Source organism: Streptomyces sp. NPDC015242 (genome assembly GCF_043079125.1).
In the GTDB taxonomy this organism is placed as follows: Bacteria; Actinomycetota; Actinomycetes; order Streptomycetales; family Streptomycetaceae; genus Streptomyces.
Genome location: NZ_JBIBUF010000001.1, coordinates 615,448 through 631,128, shown reverse-complemented (window position 1 = coordinate 631,128; position 15,681 = coordinate 615,448). Strand labels below are relative to the sequence as shown.

Genomic DNA, 15,681 nt, shown 5'->3' with positions numbered 1-15,681 from the left:
CTCCGGCGGGATCACTCACGGACGGACAGCTCCCGCGTGTGGACCGTCCGCGCCACCTTCGGTCCGAGCCAGCGCTTGAAGCGGCGCAGTGGTTCCAGCCGGCAGGCGGCCCGGTCGAGCCGGTAGTACAGCTGCGGCGGCACGTGGGGCAGCAGGGGCGAGTGGCGCTGGCCGAGCAGGGCGAACATGTGCCGCGGGGGCAGGTGGATGTAGCGCGTCAGGTCCTCGTACCACTGGGCGCTGTAGCGGGCCGCGCTCTGTGCGGGCAGCAGGGCCGCCGTGCGCTCGCGCTCGTAGTGGGCCAGGGCCTGCGGGAGGGCGGGCTGCTCGCGCAGTGCGGCGGCGAGGGCGATGGCGTCCTCCAGGGCGAGGGTGGTGCCGGCGCCGATGGAGTAGTGCGTGGTGTGCGCGGCGTCGCCGAGCAGCACGAGGTTGCCGTGGTGCCAGGTGCGGTTGGTGAGGGTGCGGAAGGTCTGCCAGGGCGTGCCGCCGGGCCGCCCGAGCAGCGGGTGGCCGTCCAGGACGCCGGCGAAGAGCTTCTCCAGCAGGGCCAGCCCGTCCGCCTCGCTCGCGCGGTCGAGGCCGAGTCCGGCCCAGGTGTCGGGGGCGCACTCGACGACGCAGGTGCCGCGGTCGGGGGCGTAGCCGTAGCCGTAGCACCAGATCCAGCCGTGGGCGGTCTCCACGAAGGCGAAGGTGAAGGCGGAGAAGGCCTTGGTGGTGCCGAGCCAGAGGTACGGGTTGCGCCCGGCCGTCAGCCGGGTGCCGAAGTGCGTGGCGTGGCGGGTGCGCAGGGTGCTGCGGACACCGTCGGCCGCCACGACCAGGTCGGCGTCCGGGGGCGGGTCCGCGGCCGTGATCTCACGCTCGTACTCCAGGCGTACGCCGAGGTCGCGGGCGCGGGCGGCGAGGATCTCCAGGAGGCGGTGGCGGCCGATGCCGTGTCCCTCGTCGCCGCTCTGCCGGGTCGTGACGTCCCCGACGTGGGCGACGCCCTCCCGCCAGCGGACGGAGCCGGCCGCGAGCGCCCGGGCCGACTCGGGGTCCTGCTCGTGGAGCCGGTCGAGCAGTCCGCGCCAGTACGTCACTCCCCAGCCGTAGGTGGAGCCCTCCGGGTCGCGTTCGTAGACGGTGACGTCGTGGGACGGGTCCTGCCGCTTGAGCAGGATCGAGAGATACAGACCGGCGGGCCCGCCGCCGACGCAGGCGACCTTCACGCGCACCCCTGAGGACTACTGAGAGCTGTCAATGGCGGACGCAGAGTAGCAGCACGAAAGCATCGTCGGCCGGAGGGCCGAATCGCGTCAGGTTCCCGGCGTGACCGGCACCACGGCCCCTTTCCGGCCCGGGGAGAAACCTTCGCCCCGGCACCGCCCACGGGCGGAATTTCCCCGTCCGCGCCACGCCGTGGACCCGGCGGAGCAAGATCATCTTGGTTCAACCTTGCACGACATAAGGGGAATTGCCCGGATCGCAGCCAACCGGCTCGCGGCGATTTCTCCCGGATCCGGACGGGCCGGTAGGCATGCGGTGCCCTCACCCGAACGAACACAGGAGATCCGCATGCCGGAACTCAGCCGCCGCCGCGCGCTCACCGCCGCGGCCGCCCTCGCCGCCACGGCCGGCACCGCGTCCGCCCTCGCACCGCAGGCAGCGGCCGCCGGGCACCGCCCCGGCTCCCCCGCCGCCTTCGACGAGGTCTACAAGGGCCGCCGGATACAGGGCCGGCCGGCCACCGGGTCCGGTCACCACCACCACGGCGCGGGATACGCCGTGTTCGTCGACGGGGTGGAACTGCACGTGATGCGCAACGCCGACGGGAGCTGGATCAGCGTCGTCAGCCACTACGCCCCGGTGCCCACCCCGCGCGCGGCCGCGCGCGCCGCCGTGGACGAACTCCAGGGCGCGCCCCTGCTGCCCTTCCCCGCCAACTGATCCCGCCCGCACGGCACCTGGAGCACACCGCACATGGCAGTCCGCAAGAACCAGTCCGCCCTGACGGCCGACGAGAAGCGGCGTTTCGTCGCCGCGCTGCTCGAACTGAAGCGCAGCGGCCGCTACGACCAGTTCGTGACCACGCACAACGCGTTCATCGTCTCCGACACCGACGACGGCGAGCGCACCGGCCACCGCTCCCCGTCCTTCCTGCCCTGGCACCGGAGATTCCTCCTGGAGTTCGAGCGGGCCCTGCAGTCGGTGGACGCGTCGGTGACGCTGCCCTACTGGGACTGGACCGTGGACCGTTCACCGCGCGCCTCCCTGTGGGCGCCCGACTTCCTCGGCGGGACCGGGCGGGAGCGGGACGGCCGGGTGGTGGACGGGCCGTTCGCCGCCTCCGCAGGGAACTGGCCGGTCAACGTCCGCGTCGACGGCCGTACGTTCCTGCGCCGCTCGTTCGGCACCGCCGTACGGGAGCTGCCCACACGGGCGGAGGTGGACTCCGTGCTGGCCATGCCGACCTACGACACGGCGCCCTGGAACAGCGCCTCGGACGGCTTCCGCAACCACCTCGAAGGGTGGCGGGGCGTCAACCTGCACAACCGCGTCCACGTCTGGGTCGGCGGGCAGATGGCCACCGGCGTCTCGCCCAACGACCCGGTGTTCTGGCTGCACCACGCGTTCATCGACAAACTGTGGGCCGACTGGCAGCGGCGGCACCCGGGCTCCGGCTATCTGCCGGCCGCGGGCACGCCGGACGTGATCGACCTGCGCGAGACCATGCGGCCGTGGCACGACACCAGCCCGGCGGACCTGCTGGACCACACACCGCACTACACGTTCGACGCCTGATCAGACGGGTGCGCCCGGGCGGCACTCGGGGTGGCCCCAGCCACTGTCGTTCTTGGCGATCGGCTCGCCGGCCGCGTAGGCGCGGCCGCACTGGCAGCGGCCGGGGAACTTCGCCTTGATCGTGCGGGAGGACCCCTTCGCGGCGGAGCCCTTCGCCGCGGACGTCCCGCCCGTACGGGCGGCGCCGCCGCGCGGGCGGGAGCGCGGGGCCTTGACGGGGGTGTCCGGGGCGGGCGGCGGCTCGGGCGAGCCGAGGCCGCTGCCCGCGGGCTCCTGCACGGTGGCGGCCTGGCTTGCGGCCCGGTCGGCGAAGTCGTTCAGCCGGTCGCCGTCGACCTGGTGGGCGGGGACGTAACGGAACTCGACGGAGCGGCCGTCGAGCAGTTCGTCGATGCGCACCACGAGTTCCTGGTTGGCGACCGGCTTGCCGGCGGCCGTCTTCCAGCCGTTGCGCTTCCAGCCGGGCAGCCAGGTGGTGACGGCCTTCATCGCGTACTGGGAGTCCATCCGGATCTCCAGCGGCACGTCCGGGTCGGTCGCGGCCAGCAACCGCTCCAGCGCGGTGAGTTCGGCGACGTTGTTGGTGGCCCTGCCGAGCGGGCCCGCCTCCCAGCGCACCGGGCTCTCGGCGGCGTCGGCCACGACCCAGGCCCAGCCGGCGGGTCCCGGGTTCCCCTTCGAAGCCCCGTCGCACGCGGCCACCACACGTTCACGCATGGGCCCGATCATGCCATGGCCGCGTGGTCCGCCCGGCCGCCAGGGGGCGGCTAGGGCACGTCGGTCAGCTTCGGCATGTCTCCCTCGGTCGTGGTGATGTCGATGAGCGAGAGGTTCGCGCCCTGCGGGTCGCTGATCGAGGCGAACCGGCCGAACGGGGTGGTCATCGGGCCGAAGCGCAGCTCCCCGCCGAGCTCGGTGGCCTTCGCCACGGCCGCGTCGCAGTCCGCGACGGTGAAGTAGACGTTGATGTACGGCGGCATCTCGGGCGGGAACTCCTCCGTCATCCTCATCCGGCCGAGGACACTGCGCTCGCCGAGGTCGTAGACGCGGAAGTCCGTCTCGCCGTCCTCCATGTCCCGCTGCCGGTAGGAGAAGACCGCCGGGAAGAACGCGTCGGACTTCTCCGGCTCGCGGGTGAAGACCTCCGCCCAGACGTAGGCGCCCGGTTCGGCCATCGCCTGGAAGCCCTCGTGGGTGCCCGCCTGCCAGACGCCGAAGACGACGCCGCCGGGGTCGCGGGCCAGGCACATGGTGCCGAAGTCGCCGACCGCCATCGGCTCCATCAGCACCTGGCCGCCGTGGTCACGGATCCGGCCGGCGGTGGCGGCGGCGTCCTCGGCCGCGAAGTACAGGCACCACTGCGACAGGCCCTCCTGGCCGTCCTGGCCGGGCATGGGCGGGACGACGGCGGCGACCGCCTTGCCGTCGGCGTAGGCCTCGGTGTAGTTGCCGTACTCCGTCGACGACTCGGCGAACGTCCAGCCGAGGAGGTCGCCGTAGAAGCGCTTGGCCCCTTCGAGGTCACGGAACATCGCGTCGGCCCAGCACGGGCTTCCTTCGGGTTGCACGGCCATGGCTGCGGCCCTCTCCGGACGGGTGAATGGTCCGTTTCCTCACGCTAGTCACCCCCGGGCGGGCCCGCGCGCCGAGTGTCCGGCGGGTCTCTTCCCCCCGGCCGCCGGCTGTGCTTGCCTGAGTGCCGTTTCGGTGGCCGGGGCGGGAGTTGCCGTATGCGCAAGCCGTGGATGGTGGGAGTGCTGCTGGCCGGGCTGCTGCTCGGCGGGTGCGGGGATCCGGCGTCGGCGCCGGACGAACCGGCGCCGGCCGCACCGCACGCGTCGGCGTCCCCCCACCGGACCGCCACCGCCCCGCCCGCCTCCCCCGCCGCGCGGCCCCGGGAGGCACCCCGGGTGCTGTACCTCGGGGACTCGCTGGCGATGGAGAACCAGAAGGTCCTGGGCCAGGAGCTGCGCCGGGACCTGCGGGCCGAGTACACCAGCGCCCCGTACTCCGGCACCACACTCTGCGACTACCTGGAGGGCACGGCCGAACGGTCCCTGGTGCCGGCCTCCGACAAGGCCGCCGCACTGGTGCGCAGGCAGCGGCCCGACGTCGTGGTGCTGCAGTTCTGGGGGAACTCCTGGGGCTACACGCCGTGCATGGACGGCATCACCCACGACGCGTCCCCGGCCCGGTACTTCGCCCGGTACGCCGCCGACGCGCGCCGGCTCACCGAGCAGATCACCGCCGCCGGGCGCGGAACGGGCCCGCGGATCGTCTGGGTGGCGCAGGGACCGGACCCGATCACCCCCGGCCGGGTCCGGCGGGTCAACGCGCTGTACGCGGAGCGGGCCGCCGCCTCCGGCGGTCTGGTGGCGGACGCCGGGAAGGCGGTGAGTCCGGCAGGCGACCGCTACACCTGGACGCAGTACCTGCCGTGCACGGCCTCGGAGCGGGCCCGTCCCGGGGACTGCACCCAGCCCTCCCGCGGCCGGACGGCCCTGCACCGCGACGACGACTACCTGCACTTCTGCCTCGCCCCGACGACGTCCCGGCCCAGGCCCTGCCCGGTGCGCTCCCCCGGCATCCTGCGGATCGCCCGCGAGATCGTGAAAACCGTTCGACAGTCGGCGCGCTGACCGGTCGAATGGGGCGCCATGGGCGCGGTGCGGATGCATGCGGACGAGGTCGACGTCGATGTCCGGCTGGTCGGCCGGCTGATCGCCGGGCGGTTCCCGCGGTGGGCGGGCCAGCCCCTGCGGCGGCTGGAGTCCTCCGGAACCGAGAACGCCATGTTCCGCCTCGGCGCGGACAAGGTCGTACGGCTGCCCCGGCACCCCCGCGCCGTCGACGCCATCGAGCACGAACTGCGCTGGCTGCCCCGGCTGGGGCCCGCCCTGCCCGCCGCCACGCCCGAGCCCCTCGGGCGGGGCGCACCGGGCCCGGACTTCCCGTGGCCCTGGTCGGTCTACCGCTGGCTGGACGGACGCAACCCGGTGCCCGGAGCGCTCGACGCGCCCGGAGCGCTCGCCCGGGACCTGGCCTCGTACGTCAGGGCCCTGCGCCGGATCGACGTCTCCGGCGGGCCGGCCGGCCGGGGGGTGCCCCTGGCGGCCCGCGACCGCTCCGTGCGCGAGGCCCTCGCGCGGCTGACCGGGCGGGTCGACACCGCCGCGGTGGCCCGCCGCTGGGAGGAGGCCCTCGGCGCACCGGAGCACTCCGGACCGCCGGTGTGGGCGCACGGCGATCTGATGGCCGGGAACCTGCTGGTGCGGGACGGCCGGCTGAGCGCCGTGATCGACTACGGCACGGTGGGCGTGGGTGATCCCGCCGTCGACCTGATCAGCGCCTGGTGCGTGCTGCCCGCCGAGGTGCGCGGCCACTTCCGCGAGGCCGTGGGCGCCGGACAGGCCGAGTGGGCGCGCGGCCGGGGCTGGGCCCTGTCCATCGCGGTCATCGCGCTGCCGTACTACTGGGAGACGAACCCGCCGGTCGCGGAGAACTCCCGGCATGTGATCGCCGAGATCCTGGCCGAGGCCGGGTAGGGGGCCGGGTGCGGTCCGCCCCCCACGGCCGGCCGCTCGTCACTCGCCCGCGTAGGCCCGCTCCAGGGCGGCGAGGTCGAACTTGCCCATGACCATGAACGCCGCCGTGACGCGGGCGGCCTTCTGCGGGTCCGGGTCGGTGACCATCTCCTCCAGCCGGTCCGGGAGGACCTGCCAGGACACGCCGTACCTGTCCATGAGCCAGCCGCAGGGGCCCGGCTCGCCGCCGTTCTCGGTGAGCCGGGTCCAGTAGTGGTCGATCTCCTCCTGGTCCGCGCAGTGGATCATGAAGGAGACCGCCTCATTGAACGTGAACTGGGGCCCGCCGTTCAGCCCGAGGAACCGGTGCCCGTTGGCGGTGAACGCCACGCTCATCACGCTGCCGGCCGGCTGGAGCGCCCCCTCGGGGTAGCGCGCGATCGTGCCGATGCTGGAGTTCTTGAAGATCGAGACGTAGTGGTGGGCCGCTTCCTCGGCCTGGCCGTCGAACCACAGACACGTGGTGAAGCCGTCGGTCGCCATGGGTTCCTCCCGGAGCGTGGGTCGCTGTCACCGGTGTCGACCCCCCGGCGCCCCGGAACTCATCGGTCGCGCGGTAATCGGGTGGGACGGTGTCACGGTCCGCGCCTAGCATCGCGTCCATGACGATCTCCCCGCCCGCCGGCAGCGGCATCCGGCCCTTCCGTCTCGACGTACCCCAGCGCGACCTCGACGACCTGCACGACCGGCTGGACCGCACCCGCTGGCCGGACGAACTCCCGGGCACGGGATGGGCGTACGGCGTACCGCTGGCGTATCTGCGCGAGCTGGCGGAGTACTGGCGGCACACGTACGACTGGCGGGCCGCCGAGGCGCGGCTGAACGCGTGGCCGCAGTTCACCACCGTCATCGACGGGGCGACGGTCCACTTCGCCCATCTGCGCTCCCCCGAGCCGGACGCCACCCCGCTGATCCTCACGCACGGCTGGCCCGGCTCCATCGTGGAGTTCCTGGACGTGGCCGGGCCGCTGGCCGATCCGGCCGCCCACGGGGGCGATCCGGCCGACGCGTTCCACGTGGTGGTGCCGAGCGTCCCGGGTTTCGGGCTGTCCGGCCCGACGAGGGACACCGGCTGGGAGGCGGGCCGGGTGGCCGACGCCTGGGCCGAGCTGATGCGGCGGCTCGGCTACGAGAGGTTCGGCGCGCAGGGCGGCGACTGGGGCGCGGCGATCTCCCGCGAACTGGGCAGGGCACACCCCGACCGCGTGCTCGGTGTGCATCTCAACCTGCTGCCGGGCGCCCAGGCGGTCACCGAGCCGACCGCCGAGGAGCTGGAGCCGCTCGGCCCCGAGGAGCGGGAGCGCACCCTCACCTCGTGGCGGCGCTGGCGCGACTGGTCCGGCGAGGGCACCGGGTACGCGGTCCTGCAGTCCTCCCGGCCGCAGACCCTCGCCTACGCGCTGACCGACTCGCCCGTCGGCCAGCTGGCGTGGATCGTCGAGAAGTTCCGGGAGTGGACCGACTCGCGTGAGCTGCCGGAGGAGGCGGTCGACCGGGACCTGCTGCTGACCAACGTGATGCTGTACTGGCTGACGAGGACGGCGGGTTCCTCCGCCCGGATCTACTACGAGCGGGCGCACGCGACCGGCCGCGCCGCGATGCCCGCCGAACCCTCCTCCGCCCCGACGGCACTCGCCCTCTTCCCGGCCGAACTGCAGCTGCCGCTGCGCCACAAGGCGGAGCGTACGGAGAACCTGGTGCGCTGGACGGAGTTCGACCGCGGCGGGCACTTCGCTGCGATGGAGGAGCCCGACCTGCTGGTCGGCGACGTGCGGGCGTTCTTCCGGCAGCTGCGCGAGACCCGGTGAGCCCGGTACTGCGCCGGTAGCGGATCTGCCCACGGCAGAGAAAGCGGCTGCCGGCGCCGTCCGGGGCCGACAGTGGGAGCCGACGGCACGTCCGCGACCACGAGGAGAACCGGTGACTCCACGCACGGCACTCGCCCCCCGGGCGGAGGAGGGCGACACCCCTCCGACCCGCTTCGACGACCACCTCGCCGCCCAGCTGCTCGCCCGGCGCATCGTGCTGCTGGGCACCCAGGTCGACGAGGTCTCCGCCAACCGGGTCTGCGCCCAGCTGCTGATCCTGTCGGCGGAGGACCCGCACAGCGACATCAGCCTGTACATCAACAGCCCTGGCGGAGCGGTCCACGCGGGCCTCGCCATCTACGACACGATGCGGCTCGTCCCGAACGACGTGTCCACCCTCGCCCTGGGCTTCGCGGCCAGCATGGGGCAGTTCCTGCTCAGCGTCGGCGCGCCCGGCAAGCGGTACGCCCTGCCCAACGCGCGGATCATGATGCACCAGCCGTCCGCGGGCATCGGCGGCACCACCGCCGACATCGAGATCCAGGCGGAGAACCTGGAGTTCACCAAGCGGACCATCGAGCGCATCACCGCCGAGCACACCGGCCAGAGCCCGGAGACGATCTCCCGGGACGGCGACCGGGACCGCTGGTTCACGGCGCAGGAGGCCAGGGAGTACGGCATGGTGGACCGGGTCGTGGAGTCCCTCGCGGACGTCGTTCCGGCGGCGGCGCGCCCCAGGATGGGGCTGCGGTGATGGGGAGCTACACGATTCCGAACGTCATCGAGCGGACCCCGCAGGGCGAACGGTCCTTCGACGTCTTCAGCCGACTGCTGAACGAGCGGATCATCTTCCTGGGAACGGAGATCGACGACGGCGTCGCCAACGTCGTCATCGCGCAGCTGCTGCACCTGGAGTCGGCGGCGCCGGAGACGGAGATCGCCGTCTACATCAACTCCCCCGGCGGCTCGTTCACGTCACTGATGGCGATCTACGACACCATGTCGTTCGTGCGGGCGCCGATCTCCACGTGCTGTGTCGGGCAGGCGGCCTCCACCGCGGCCGTGCTGCTGGCCGGCGGGGACCCCGGGCGGCGGTTCGTGCTGGAGCACGCGCGCGTGCTGCTGGGGCAGCCGGCCACCGGAGGACAGCGCGGTATGGTCTCCGACCTCGCGCTGCAGGCCAAGGAGATGGTGCGGATCCGCTCCCAGGTGGAGCAGGTGCTGGCCCGGCACACCCACCACGACGTGGCGACCCTGCGGGCCGACATGGACCGCGACAAGGTGTTCACCGCGCAGGAGGCGGTGGCGTACGGGCTGGCCGACGAGGTGCTCAGCCGGCGCCCGCAGCTGGTCTGAGGCGCCGGCCGGGTCCTGCTCAGGCGGCCAGGCACAGTCCGTCGTGCGACGACGGGGACGCCCCGCGGCGGCCGCTGCCCGCGTACCGGGAGGTGACGCGGATCAGCTCCCCCCGGGCCCGCGACAACAGGTCGCCGAGGCCCAGTCCGAGGGCGTGGGCGGCGGCCGCGAGGACCTCCGAGGAGGCCTCCTTGCGGCCGCGCTCCACTTCCGACAGGTACGGCACGGAGATCCGCGCCGCGTCGGCGACGTCCTTCAGCGTGCGCTCCTGCGCGAGGCGTTCCTGGCGCAGGACGTCCCCCACCAGGTCCCGCCACAGGGGTTCCCGCACGGCGGGGGCCGGGGACGGCCCCGGGCGCGGCGGCCCCGCGGCGGGCCGGTCGCCACGGGGCCGGGCGCCGGACGGGCGCAGGGGGATGACGCGGGCTTCGTTCGGCATGTGGTCGGTCACCGCTCCAGCCTCGGGAATCCCGGCGAGGAGGGGAAGGGCCCGGCGTTCCGCCCTGCGAGAATTCGGTGGGCATGGTGCGGGTCTTTCCGGGTACCCGCAACTCGGGAGTACCTATGCAGATGTCCGCCGTGACTGTCGGGAGAGGTAATGGAGACCGCCGTGATCCGGTCGAAGGCACAGGCCGTCGAAGAGAACGCCGAGGCCAGCGCGGGTGACGGAGCACTGCCGGGAGTCGTGGACCCGCGGTCCGTGGCCCCCCGGGACGCCCGCGAACTGTCCCGCCAGTTCTTCCAGCGCCTGACGGAGCTCGAAGAAGGCACGCACGAGTACCAGTACGCGCGCAACACCCTGATCGAGATGAACATGTCGCTCGTGCGCTTCGCGGCCGGCCGGTTCCGGGGCCGTGGCGACGACATGGAGGACATCGTCCAGACCGGCATGATCGGTCTGATCAAGGCCATCGACCGGTTCGAACTCTCGCGCGAGGTCGAGTTCACCTCCTTCGCGCTGCCGTACATCGTCGGTGAGATCAAGCGGTTCTTCCGCGACACCACCTGGGCGGTGCACGTGCCCCGCCGGCTGCAGGAGCTGCGGGTGGAGCTGGCCAAGGCGCGCGAGGAGCTCGCCAGCCGCCTGGACCGCGAGCCGACGGTCGCCGAGCTGGCCACGCTGATGAACATCTCCGAGAAGGAGGTCGTCGAGGGGCAGATCGCCTCCAACGGCTACAACTCCTCGTCGCTGGACGCCGCGCTCACCGGTGACGGACCGGAGGGCGGCGAGGCGGTCCTGGCCGACTTCATCGGCGTGGAGGAGGACGGACTGCGGCTCGTCGAGGACTTCCACTCGCTCGCCCCGCTCATGGCCGAGCTCAGCGAGCGCGACCGACAGATCATCCACATGCGGTTCGTGGAGGAGGCCACCCAGGCGGAGATCGGCGAGCGGCTCGGCTGCTCCCAGATGCACGTCTCCCGCCTGATCAAGCGGATCATCACCCGGCTGCGGCAGGGCATGCTCGGCGAGCTGGGCTGCGCCTGACGCGGGCGGCGAACCGGCCGAAGACGGCGGACCAGCGGGTGCCGTCCCACACGCGGGAGTGGGACGGCACCCTCTTCTTTCTTCTTTCGCTTCTGTGCCGGGACCCGCGCTTCCGTGCCGGGACCCGGCGGCGGCGAAACGCGATGCGGCGAACGGCGGTGCGGGGTCCCGGGGATTCACCCGGCGGTCAGCGGCAGCACGGCACGCACCCGCTTGCCGACCGGCACCCGCTCCACGCTGACCTGTTCCGCGAGCGCGTGGACGATCTCCAGGCCGTGCCGGCCGATGCGCTCGGGGTCACGGGGGAAGATGCGGGGCAGGGCGGAGCTGCTGTCGTAGACCGACACGGTCACCGCGGCGTCCGTGCCGACGAGCTCCAGGATGTAGGGCCCGTTGCTGTGCCGGTCGGCATTGGTGACCAGCTCGCTCACCACGAGCAGCACGGCGCCGTCCAGGCGCTCGTCGACGCGCGCGCACCACTCGGTCCTCAGCTGGTCGAGGAAGAGCGCGGCGAACGCCCGCGCCTCGGCGATGCATCCCTGCTCGCCGGAGTAGTGCGCCGCCCGCCTCAGCGGCTCCACGGGCACGTCGAAACCAGTCGGTATCACTGCCCCGTCCACGTGGTCGATCATACTTTTCTCTCTGGGATGCCGGACTGGCCGGATGCTCTGCACCAGTGCTCGTACCCCGAGTCGCGCTCCGCAGTCCTGCCGGTCCCGGCCCGTCCGCCGCCCGTGGCATTGTCCCCCGGGGGCGGGGCACCCGGTAGGACATCGGGGCCGGCCGACGGCGGCCGGGCGGATCACCGGAGGTGCGCGGTGGCCTGGTGGATATGGCTGGTCATAGTGGTCGCGGCACTCGCCGCCGTCGTCGTGGGGACGCTCGCCGTGCAGGCCGGGCGGCGCTCCGGGACGGTGATCGCGGTGCGGCGCGGGCCCGGCGGGAAGGGGTGGCGATGAACGAGCTGATGGCGGCGCGGAGCCTGACGACCCTGCCGGTGGTCACGCTGGGCGGGGACGCCGTCGCGCAGATCAAGGACACCGTCTTCGACGCCGCCGCCGGGCGCATCACCGGCTTCACGCTCAGTGGCCGCGGCCTGCTGTCGGGCCCGCTCAAGCAGAGCCTGCCCTGGCCTGCGGTGCACTCGCTGGGCCGGGACGCAGTGATGGTGCGCGACGCCCTGGCCCTGCAGGACACGTCGGTGGTGGTGGCGCGCCGCGAGGCGCAGCAGGGCCGGGTGCTGCACGCGAAGGTGCTCACCGACGAGGGCACCGAGGTCGGCACGGTCCTCGACGTGATCGTCGAGGGCGGCACCAGCGGCCGGGTCGTGGGCTTCCGGATCGCCGCGGCCAAGACGCTCGTGCGGGGGTCCCGACGGCGCCGGCACCGGGTGTACGTGCCGCGCGGCGAGACGCTCGCCGTCTCCGGCCGGGCCCTGGTCGTCCCCGCCGACGCCGTGCGGCACGTCGCCGACGACCTGGCGGAGTTCACCGCCCGGGTCGGCGCCTTCCGGAACGAACGCGAGGGAGCGCCGTGACGATGCTGTTCTCCGAGGCACAAGGGCTGCCGGTGCTGACACTGGACGACGCGGAGGAACTCGGCACCGTGCGGGCGCTGACCGTCGACGCCGCGTCCGGCGTGGTCACCCACGTCCGGGTACGGGGCCCGCACCGCAAGGAGACCGCGCTGCCGTGGGGGGCACTGCACGCCGTCGGCCCCGACGCCGTGCTGGTGCGCTCGGCCCAGGCGCCGGCCGAGCTGCCGCCCCACCACGAGCTGCCGGGCCTGAGGATCCTCGCCGAGACGGGCGACCACCTGGGCACGGTCCAGGACGTCGTGTTCGAACCCGGCACCGGGCGCCTCGAAGCGGTGCTCACCGTCCACGGCGAGCTGCCGGCCGACCGCCTGCTCGGGCTCGGCGGATACGCCCTGGTGGTCCGCGCCGGCTAGGCGCCCGTGCCAGGCGGTCAGGAGGCCGGGGGCTGGTCCGTCGTGCCGCTGCCCGGGTCGCTGCCGCTGCCCGGGTCGCTGCCGCTGCCGGGGGCGCTGCCGCTGCCCGGGGCGCTCCCGCTGCCGCTGCCCGAGTCGCTGCCGGGGGGCGCGGACTCGGAGGCGGGCGGCTCACTCGGCGGCTCCGGTGAGGTCTCCGTCCCCGTCTCGGAGGACGGCGGTTCGGTCGTCGGCGGCCCGGTCGACGTCGAGTCGGTCGGCGCCGTGGGTGTGGTCACGCTCACCGACGGGGACGGCTTGTCCGGCTTCTCGGTCTTGCGGTCCTTCGTGCCGGTGTCGCCCTTGTGCCGTTCGAACCACTCGCCGTCCGGCTCGCACATGACGAAGACGTCGACCGGCTCCGGCGCGGGCGTGACCACGACGACCTTGGTGTTGCTGTAGCCCGGCCACTCGTCGCCGGTCGTCTTCGGCGCGGTCTGCTGGGCGACCGGCGGGGTCAGCGGGTTGCCGCAGGCGCAGCGCACCCGGGGCACACCGCGGTCGTCGACGAGGACGGCCGTGCCGGTCTGCAGGACGGCCTGGTAGCTGGTGGCGGCGCCGTCCTTGTAACCGTGGTTGGTGACGCGGGTGTCCATGCGCAGCTGCACCGGGGTGAGCGAGCGCAGGTAGGCGGGGACGTCGGAGGACTCGACCCGGGCGACCGAGGCGAAGGCCCGCTGCTTGTCCGGGGCGCCCTCGAAGTACGTGATCTGCTTCTCCACGTCGCAGCTCGCCGCGTTGCGGGTGCCGCCGTAGAGGCCGGGTGCGCCGCCCTGCACGCCCTGCACGGTGTTCTGCGGGGCCAGTTCGGTGGGCGACGGCGACACCGGCGAGGCGGAGCTCTCCTCCGCCGTGGACTCGGTGAACGGATCCGGCCCGGTGTCGGCGGCGGGCTGGAGGAAGATCTCACCCTGGGACGTGCTGGTGCCGCCGTCGGACGCTCCGGAGCCACCGCCGCCGGGCCGGGACAGCACGACGGCGAGGATCACCGCGGCCACGACGGCGGTCGCGACGATCGCGACCCGGGGCACGGACCCCCACCACGGGCGGCGGGGCTCCGGCCGGTCGCCGCCCCCGCCGGGCGGCTCGGGGGGCGGGCCGCCGCCGGGCGGCAGCTGGGAGGGGCCCGACAGCGGGCCCGAGGGAGGTCCTGTGGGGCGGCCGGACGACGGCGGTTCGACGCTCACGAGCTCTTCTTCCCGCGTGGGTTCTCTGCGGCCTGCACCGCTCGGGGTGGTAGGTACCGTTTCATGCCGCTTTTTCCACTACCTGTTCATTGTGTGCTCCGGTCCCACGGGCCCCGCAAGCCGACGCGGACGGACCCGCCCGGCGGGCGTCCGGCACGGGTGCTGCTTAGCGTGGCAACGTGAGTTCGCGCACCTCGTCCGGCCAGGCCCGTGCATCCGCCGGGCGGGCCACCGCCCGCCACGGCTGGATCCACGCCCTCGTCTGCGTGGCCGGCGCGCTGCTCGCCATGGCGGTGGTGTCCGCCCTCGGCCTCTGGGCGGCCGGAGCCGCGGACCTCCCGGACGGCGCCTTCGCCCCCGTGGTCGCGGCGACCGTGGTCACGGCCGTCGGCGGCACCGTGGAACTCTCCGGGAACGCCGGTGATCTCGCCGGCACCCGGGCGAGCCTGACGGTCATCCCGCTGTCGGTCACCCTCACCGGTGCGCTGGTGGTCGCCTGGGGCTTCCTGCGGCCCCTGCGGCACCGCGCGGTCGCCGGTGCCGCGGAGCTGGCGGGCTGGGCCGCCCGGATCGCGGCCCTGTGGCTGCTCGCGCTGATCGGCGTGGCGCTGGGGGCCCGCCACACCTTCGACATCTCGCTGGGCGACGACGCCCTGGGCGAACTCGGCGATCTGTTCGGCGCCTCCCCGCGGATCGGCTTCACCACGGACGTCCCGCTGTCGGTGTTCGTCGGCCTCGTGTGGCTGGCCGGCGTGCTGGTGCTGTCCCTGCTGGTGTCGCGCGGGGCACCGCTGCCGGGCGGGCTGCTGCGCTTCCAGGCCTCCGTGCGGCCGGCCGCGTTCGCGATGGTCGCCCTGCTGCTGGCGTACGTCGCGATCGGCCTGGTGATCGCCCTGGTCGTCGCGGCGACCCGGGGGCACCCGGCCGAGACGTTCGCGGTGATCCTGCTGGGCCTGCCCAACCTGGTGTGGACGGCGCTGACGATCGGGCTGGGCGCCACCTGGAACGGCAGGGTGGAGGGGCCGTTCGGGCTGCCGATGCCGCACGTGCTGGACGCGGTGCTGCGCACGCCGGACGTCTCCGAGCTGAACCTGCGGACGCTCGCGGAACACGACGGCAGTGTCTGGTGGCTGCTCGTCGTCGACATCGTGCTGCTGCCGGCCGCCGCGTTCGTGATGGCGGCCCGGTCGCCGTCCCGGATCCGGGCCTGGCAGCACGCCGTGCGCATGGCGGTCGCGCTGGCGCTGACGGTCTTCATGATCTGCCTGGTCGGACGGGTCTCCGCCCACTACGGCCTGTCCGTGCTCGGGATCGGCGACCTGGGCGGGGGCCTCGCGGGCGAGCTGTTCCTGCGGCCGCGGCTGTGGGGCGCGGTCGGGCTGGCCCTCGCGTGGGGGCTGGTGACCGGGTTCGCCGGGGCGCTAGCGGCCCGGCGGGTGCGGCGGCGGGGCCAGGTGCGCCCGGACGGCCGGGTGTGACCC

Annotated in this window: 19 protein-coding genes; 12 read left to right on the top strand and 7 right to left on the bottom strand. The window is 73.6% G+C overall.

The genetic code is table 11. The annotated features are described in order from the left end of the window. Positions 1-11: 11 nt before the first annotated feature. Positions 12-1,223 (bottom strand): FAD-dependent monooxygenase, encoded by a 1,212-nt coding sequence (locus ACF07N_RS02865; protein ID WP_392107522.1) that lies wholly within the window; start codon positions 1,221-1,223, stop codon positions 12-14. Positions 1,224-1,563: 340 nt separating this feature from the next. Here ACF07N_RS02865 and ACF07N_RS02860 point away from each other — a divergent pair, with 340 nt between their 5' ends. Both ACF07N_RS02860 and ACF07N_RS02855 read left to right on the top strand, forming a co-directional pair. Further along, positions 1,564-1,935, top strand: a complete 372-nt coding sequence (locus ACF07N_RS02860) for a tyrosinase cofactor (protein ID WP_392107519.1) — start codon at positions 1,564-1,566, stop codon at positions 1,933-1,935. Positions 1,936-1,968: 33 nt separating this feature from the next. After that, entirely contained in the window at positions 1,969-2,790 is an 822-nt protein-coding gene (locus tag ACF07N_RS02855; protein ID WP_392107516.1) for a tyrosinase family protein, read from the top strand. On the opposite strand, the gene ACF07N_RS02850 is transcribed toward ACF07N_RS02855, so the two are convergent. Both ACF07N_RS02850 and ACF07N_RS02845 read right to left on the bottom strand, forming a co-directional pair. Then, positions 2,791-3,519, bottom strand: coding sequence for a ribonuclease H (locus tag ACF07N_RS02850; RefSeq protein ID WP_392107513.1), 729 nt, complete (start codon positions 3,517-3,519; stop codon positions 2,791-2,793). Positions 3,520-3,557: 38 nt separating this feature from the next. After that, positions 3,558-4,364 (bottom strand): VOC family protein, encoded by an 807-nt coding sequence (locus ACF07N_RS02845; RefSeq protein ID WP_392107510.1) that lies wholly within the window; start codon positions 4,362-4,364, stop codon positions 3,558-3,560. Between the two features lie 156 nt (positions 4,365-4,520). Between ACF07N_RS02845 and ACF07N_RS02840 the strand changes: the two genes are divergently transcribed. Continuing rightward, positions 4,521-5,429 carry an SGNH/GDSL hydrolase family protein gene (locus ACF07N_RS02840; protein WP_392107507.1) on the top strand — a complete coding sequence of 303 codons (909 nt, stop codon included), beginning with the start codon at positions 4,521-4,523 and terminating at the stop codon, positions 5,427-5,429. Between the two features lie 18 nt (positions 5,430-5,447). Then, on the top strand, positions 5,448-6,335 hold the full coding sequence (locus ACF07N_RS02835; protein ID WP_392107504.1) for an aminoglycoside phosphotransferase family protein: 888 nt from the start codon (positions 5,448-5,450) through the stop codon (positions 6,333-6,335). 39 nt (positions 6,336-6,374) lie between these two features. On the opposite strand, the gene ACF07N_RS02830 is transcribed toward ACF07N_RS02835, so the two are convergent. Beyond that, on the bottom strand, positions 6,375-6,857 hold the full coding sequence (locus ACF07N_RS02830) for a VOC family protein (RefSeq protein ID WP_392107501.1): 483 nt from the start codon (positions 6,855-6,857) through the stop codon (positions 6,375-6,377). A gap of 119 nt (positions 6,858-6,976) precedes the next feature. Here ACF07N_RS02830 and ACF07N_RS02825 point away from each other — a divergent pair, with 119 nt between their 5' ends. From ACF07N_RS02825 to ACF07N_RS02815, 3 genes are all read left to right on the top strand, one after another. Further along, the gene (locus ACF07N_RS02825; RefSeq protein WP_392107498.1) at positions 6,977-8,182 is read left to right on the top strand and encodes an epoxide hydrolase family protein; all 1,206 of its coding nucleotides are present in this window, start codon (positions 6,977-6,979) and stop codon (positions 8,180-8,182) included. A 112-nt stretch (positions 8,183-8,294) separates the two neighbouring features. Next, complete coding sequence (locus tag ACF07N_RS02820; RefSeq protein WP_392107495.1) at positions 8,295-8,936, top strand: ATP-dependent Clp protease proteolytic subunit; 642 nt, start codon at positions 8,295-8,297, stop codon at positions 8,934-8,936. Then, positions 8,936-9,538, top strand: coding sequence for a ClpP family protease (locus ACF07N_RS02815; RefSeq protein WP_383335985.1), 603 nt, complete (start codon positions 8,936-8,938; stop codon positions 9,536-9,538). Before ACF07N_RS02820 ends, ACF07N_RS02815 begins: the two co-directional genes overlap by 1 nt. 19 nt (positions 9,539-9,557) lie before the next feature. Here the strand turns inward: ACF07N_RS02815 and ACF07N_RS02810 are convergent, their stop codons facing one another. Then, on the bottom strand, positions 9,558-9,989 hold the full coding sequence (locus ACF07N_RS02810) for a helix-turn-helix domain-containing protein (protein ID WP_392107492.1): 432 nt from the start codon (positions 9,987-9,989) through the stop codon (positions 9,558-9,560). A gap of 147 nt (positions 9,990-10,136) precedes the next feature. On the opposite strand from ACF07N_RS02810, the gene ACF07N_RS02805 reads away from it, so the two are divergent. Then, the gene (locus ACF07N_RS02805) at positions 10,137-11,024 is read left to right on the top strand and encodes an RNA polymerase sigma factor SigF (RefSeq protein WP_383335983.1); all 888 of its coding nucleotides are present in this window, start codon (positions 10,137-10,139) and stop codon (positions 11,022-11,024) included. A gap of 176 nt (positions 11,025-11,200) precedes the next feature. Here ACF07N_RS02805 and ACF07N_RS02800 read toward each other — a convergent pair whose 3' ends face one another. Then, a complete protein-coding gene (locus tag ACF07N_RS02800) occupies positions 11,201-11,656 on the bottom strand; it encodes an ATP-binding protein (protein ID WP_383335982.1) in 456 nt (151 codons plus the stop codon). A gap of 186 nt (positions 11,657-11,842) precedes the next feature. Between ACF07N_RS02800 and ACF07N_RS02795 the strand changes: the two genes are divergently transcribed. Genes ACF07N_RS02795 through ACF07N_RS02785 form a run of 3 tightly spaced genes read left to right on the top strand, consistent with a single transcriptional unit; the run spans position 11,843 to position 12,974 of the window. After that, entirely contained in the window at positions 11,843-11,983 is a 141-nt protein-coding gene (locus ACF07N_RS02795) for a hypothetical protein (protein ID WP_392107488.1), read from the top strand. Beyond that, positions 11,980-12,561: a PRC-barrel domain-containing protein gene (locus ACF07N_RS02790; RefSeq protein ID WP_383582419.1), complete on the top strand. Its 582-nt coding sequence runs from the start codon at positions 11,980-11,982 to the stop codon at positions 12,559-12,561. The genes ACF07N_RS02795 and ACF07N_RS02790 overlap by 4 nt, the downstream gene beginning before the upstream one ends. A 2-nt stretch (positions 12,562-12,563) precedes the next feature. Beyond that, positions 12,564-12,974: a PRC-barrel domain-containing protein gene (locus ACF07N_RS02785; protein WP_392108758.1), complete on the top strand. Its 411-nt coding sequence runs from the start codon at positions 12,564-12,566 to the stop codon at positions 12,972-12,974. A gap of 17 nt (positions 12,975-12,991) precedes the next feature. Here the strand turns inward: ACF07N_RS02785 and ACF07N_RS02780 are convergent, their stop codons facing one another. Beyond that, entirely contained in the window at positions 12,992-14,200 is a 1,209-nt protein-coding gene (locus tag ACF07N_RS02780) for a DUF6777 domain-containing protein (RefSeq protein ID WP_392107485.1), read from the bottom strand. Between the two features lie 179 nt (positions 14,201-14,379). Here ACF07N_RS02780 and ACF07N_RS02775 point away from each other — a divergent pair, with 179 nt between their 5' ends. Then, positions 14,380-15,678, top strand: coding sequence for a streptophobe family protein (locus ACF07N_RS02775; RefSeq protein WP_392107482.1), 1,299 nt, complete (start codon positions 14,380-14,382; stop codon positions 15,676-15,678). Positions 15,679-15,681: the final 3 nt, after the last annotated feature.

What these genes read in the sequence shown, in the direction of transcription:
- ACF07N_RS02860 (WP_392107519.1), top strand. Translation starts at nt 1,564, where the DNA reads ATGCCGGAACTCAGCCGCCGCCGCGCGCTCACCGCCGCGGCCGCCCTC.
- ACF07N_RS02855 (WP_392107516.1), top strand. Translation starts at nt 1,969, where the DNA reads ATGGCAGTCCGCAAGAACCAGTCCGCCCTGACGGCCGACGAGAAGCGG.
- ACF07N_RS02850 (WP_392107513.1), bottom strand. Translation starts at nt 3,519, where the DNA reads ATGATCGGGCCCATGCGTGAACGTGTGGTGGCCGCGTGCGACGGGGCT.
- ACF07N_RS02845 (WP_392107510.1), bottom strand. Translation starts at nt 4,364, where the DNA reads ATGGCCGTGCAACCCGAAGGAAGCCCGTGCTGGGCCGACGCGATGTTC.
- ACF07N_RS02840 (WP_392107507.1), top strand. Translation starts at nt 4,521, where the DNA reads ATGCGCAAGCCGTGGATGGTGGGAGTGCTGCTGGCCGGGCTGCTGCTC.
- ACF07N_RS02835 (WP_392107504.1), top strand. Translation starts at nt 5,448, where the DNA reads ATGGGCGCGGTGCGGATGCATGCGGACGAGGTCGACGTCGATGTCCGG.
- ACF07N_RS02830 (WP_392107501.1), bottom strand. Translation starts at nt 6,857, where the DNA reads ATGGCGACCGACGGCTTCACCACGTGTCTGTGGTTCGACGGCCAGGCC.
- ACF07N_RS02825 (WP_392107498.1), top strand. Translation starts at nt 6,977, where the DNA reads ATGACGATCTCCCCGCCCGCCGGCAGCGGCATCCGGCCCTTCCGTCTC.
- ACF07N_RS02815 (WP_383335985.1), top strand. Translation starts at nt 8,936, where the DNA reads ATGGGGAGCTACACGATTCCGAACGTCATCGAGCGGACCCCGCAGGGC.
- ACF07N_RS02805 (WP_383335983.1), top strand. Translation starts at nt 10,137, where the DNA reads ATGGAGACCGCCGTGATCCGGTCGAAGGCACAGGCCGTCGAAGAGAAC.
- ACF07N_RS02800 (WP_383335982.1), bottom strand. Translation starts at nt 11,656, where the DNA reads ATGATCGACCACGTGGACGGGGCAGTGATACCGACTGGTTTCGACGTG.
- ACF07N_RS02790 (WP_383582419.1), top strand. Translation starts at nt 11,980, where the DNA reads ATGAACGAGCTGATGGCGGCGCGGAGCCTGACGACCCTGCCGGTGGTC.
- ACF07N_RS02785 (WP_392108758.1), top strand. Translation starts at nt 12,564, where the DNA reads ATGCTGTTCTCCGAGGCACAAGGGCTGCCGGTGCTGACACTGGACGAC.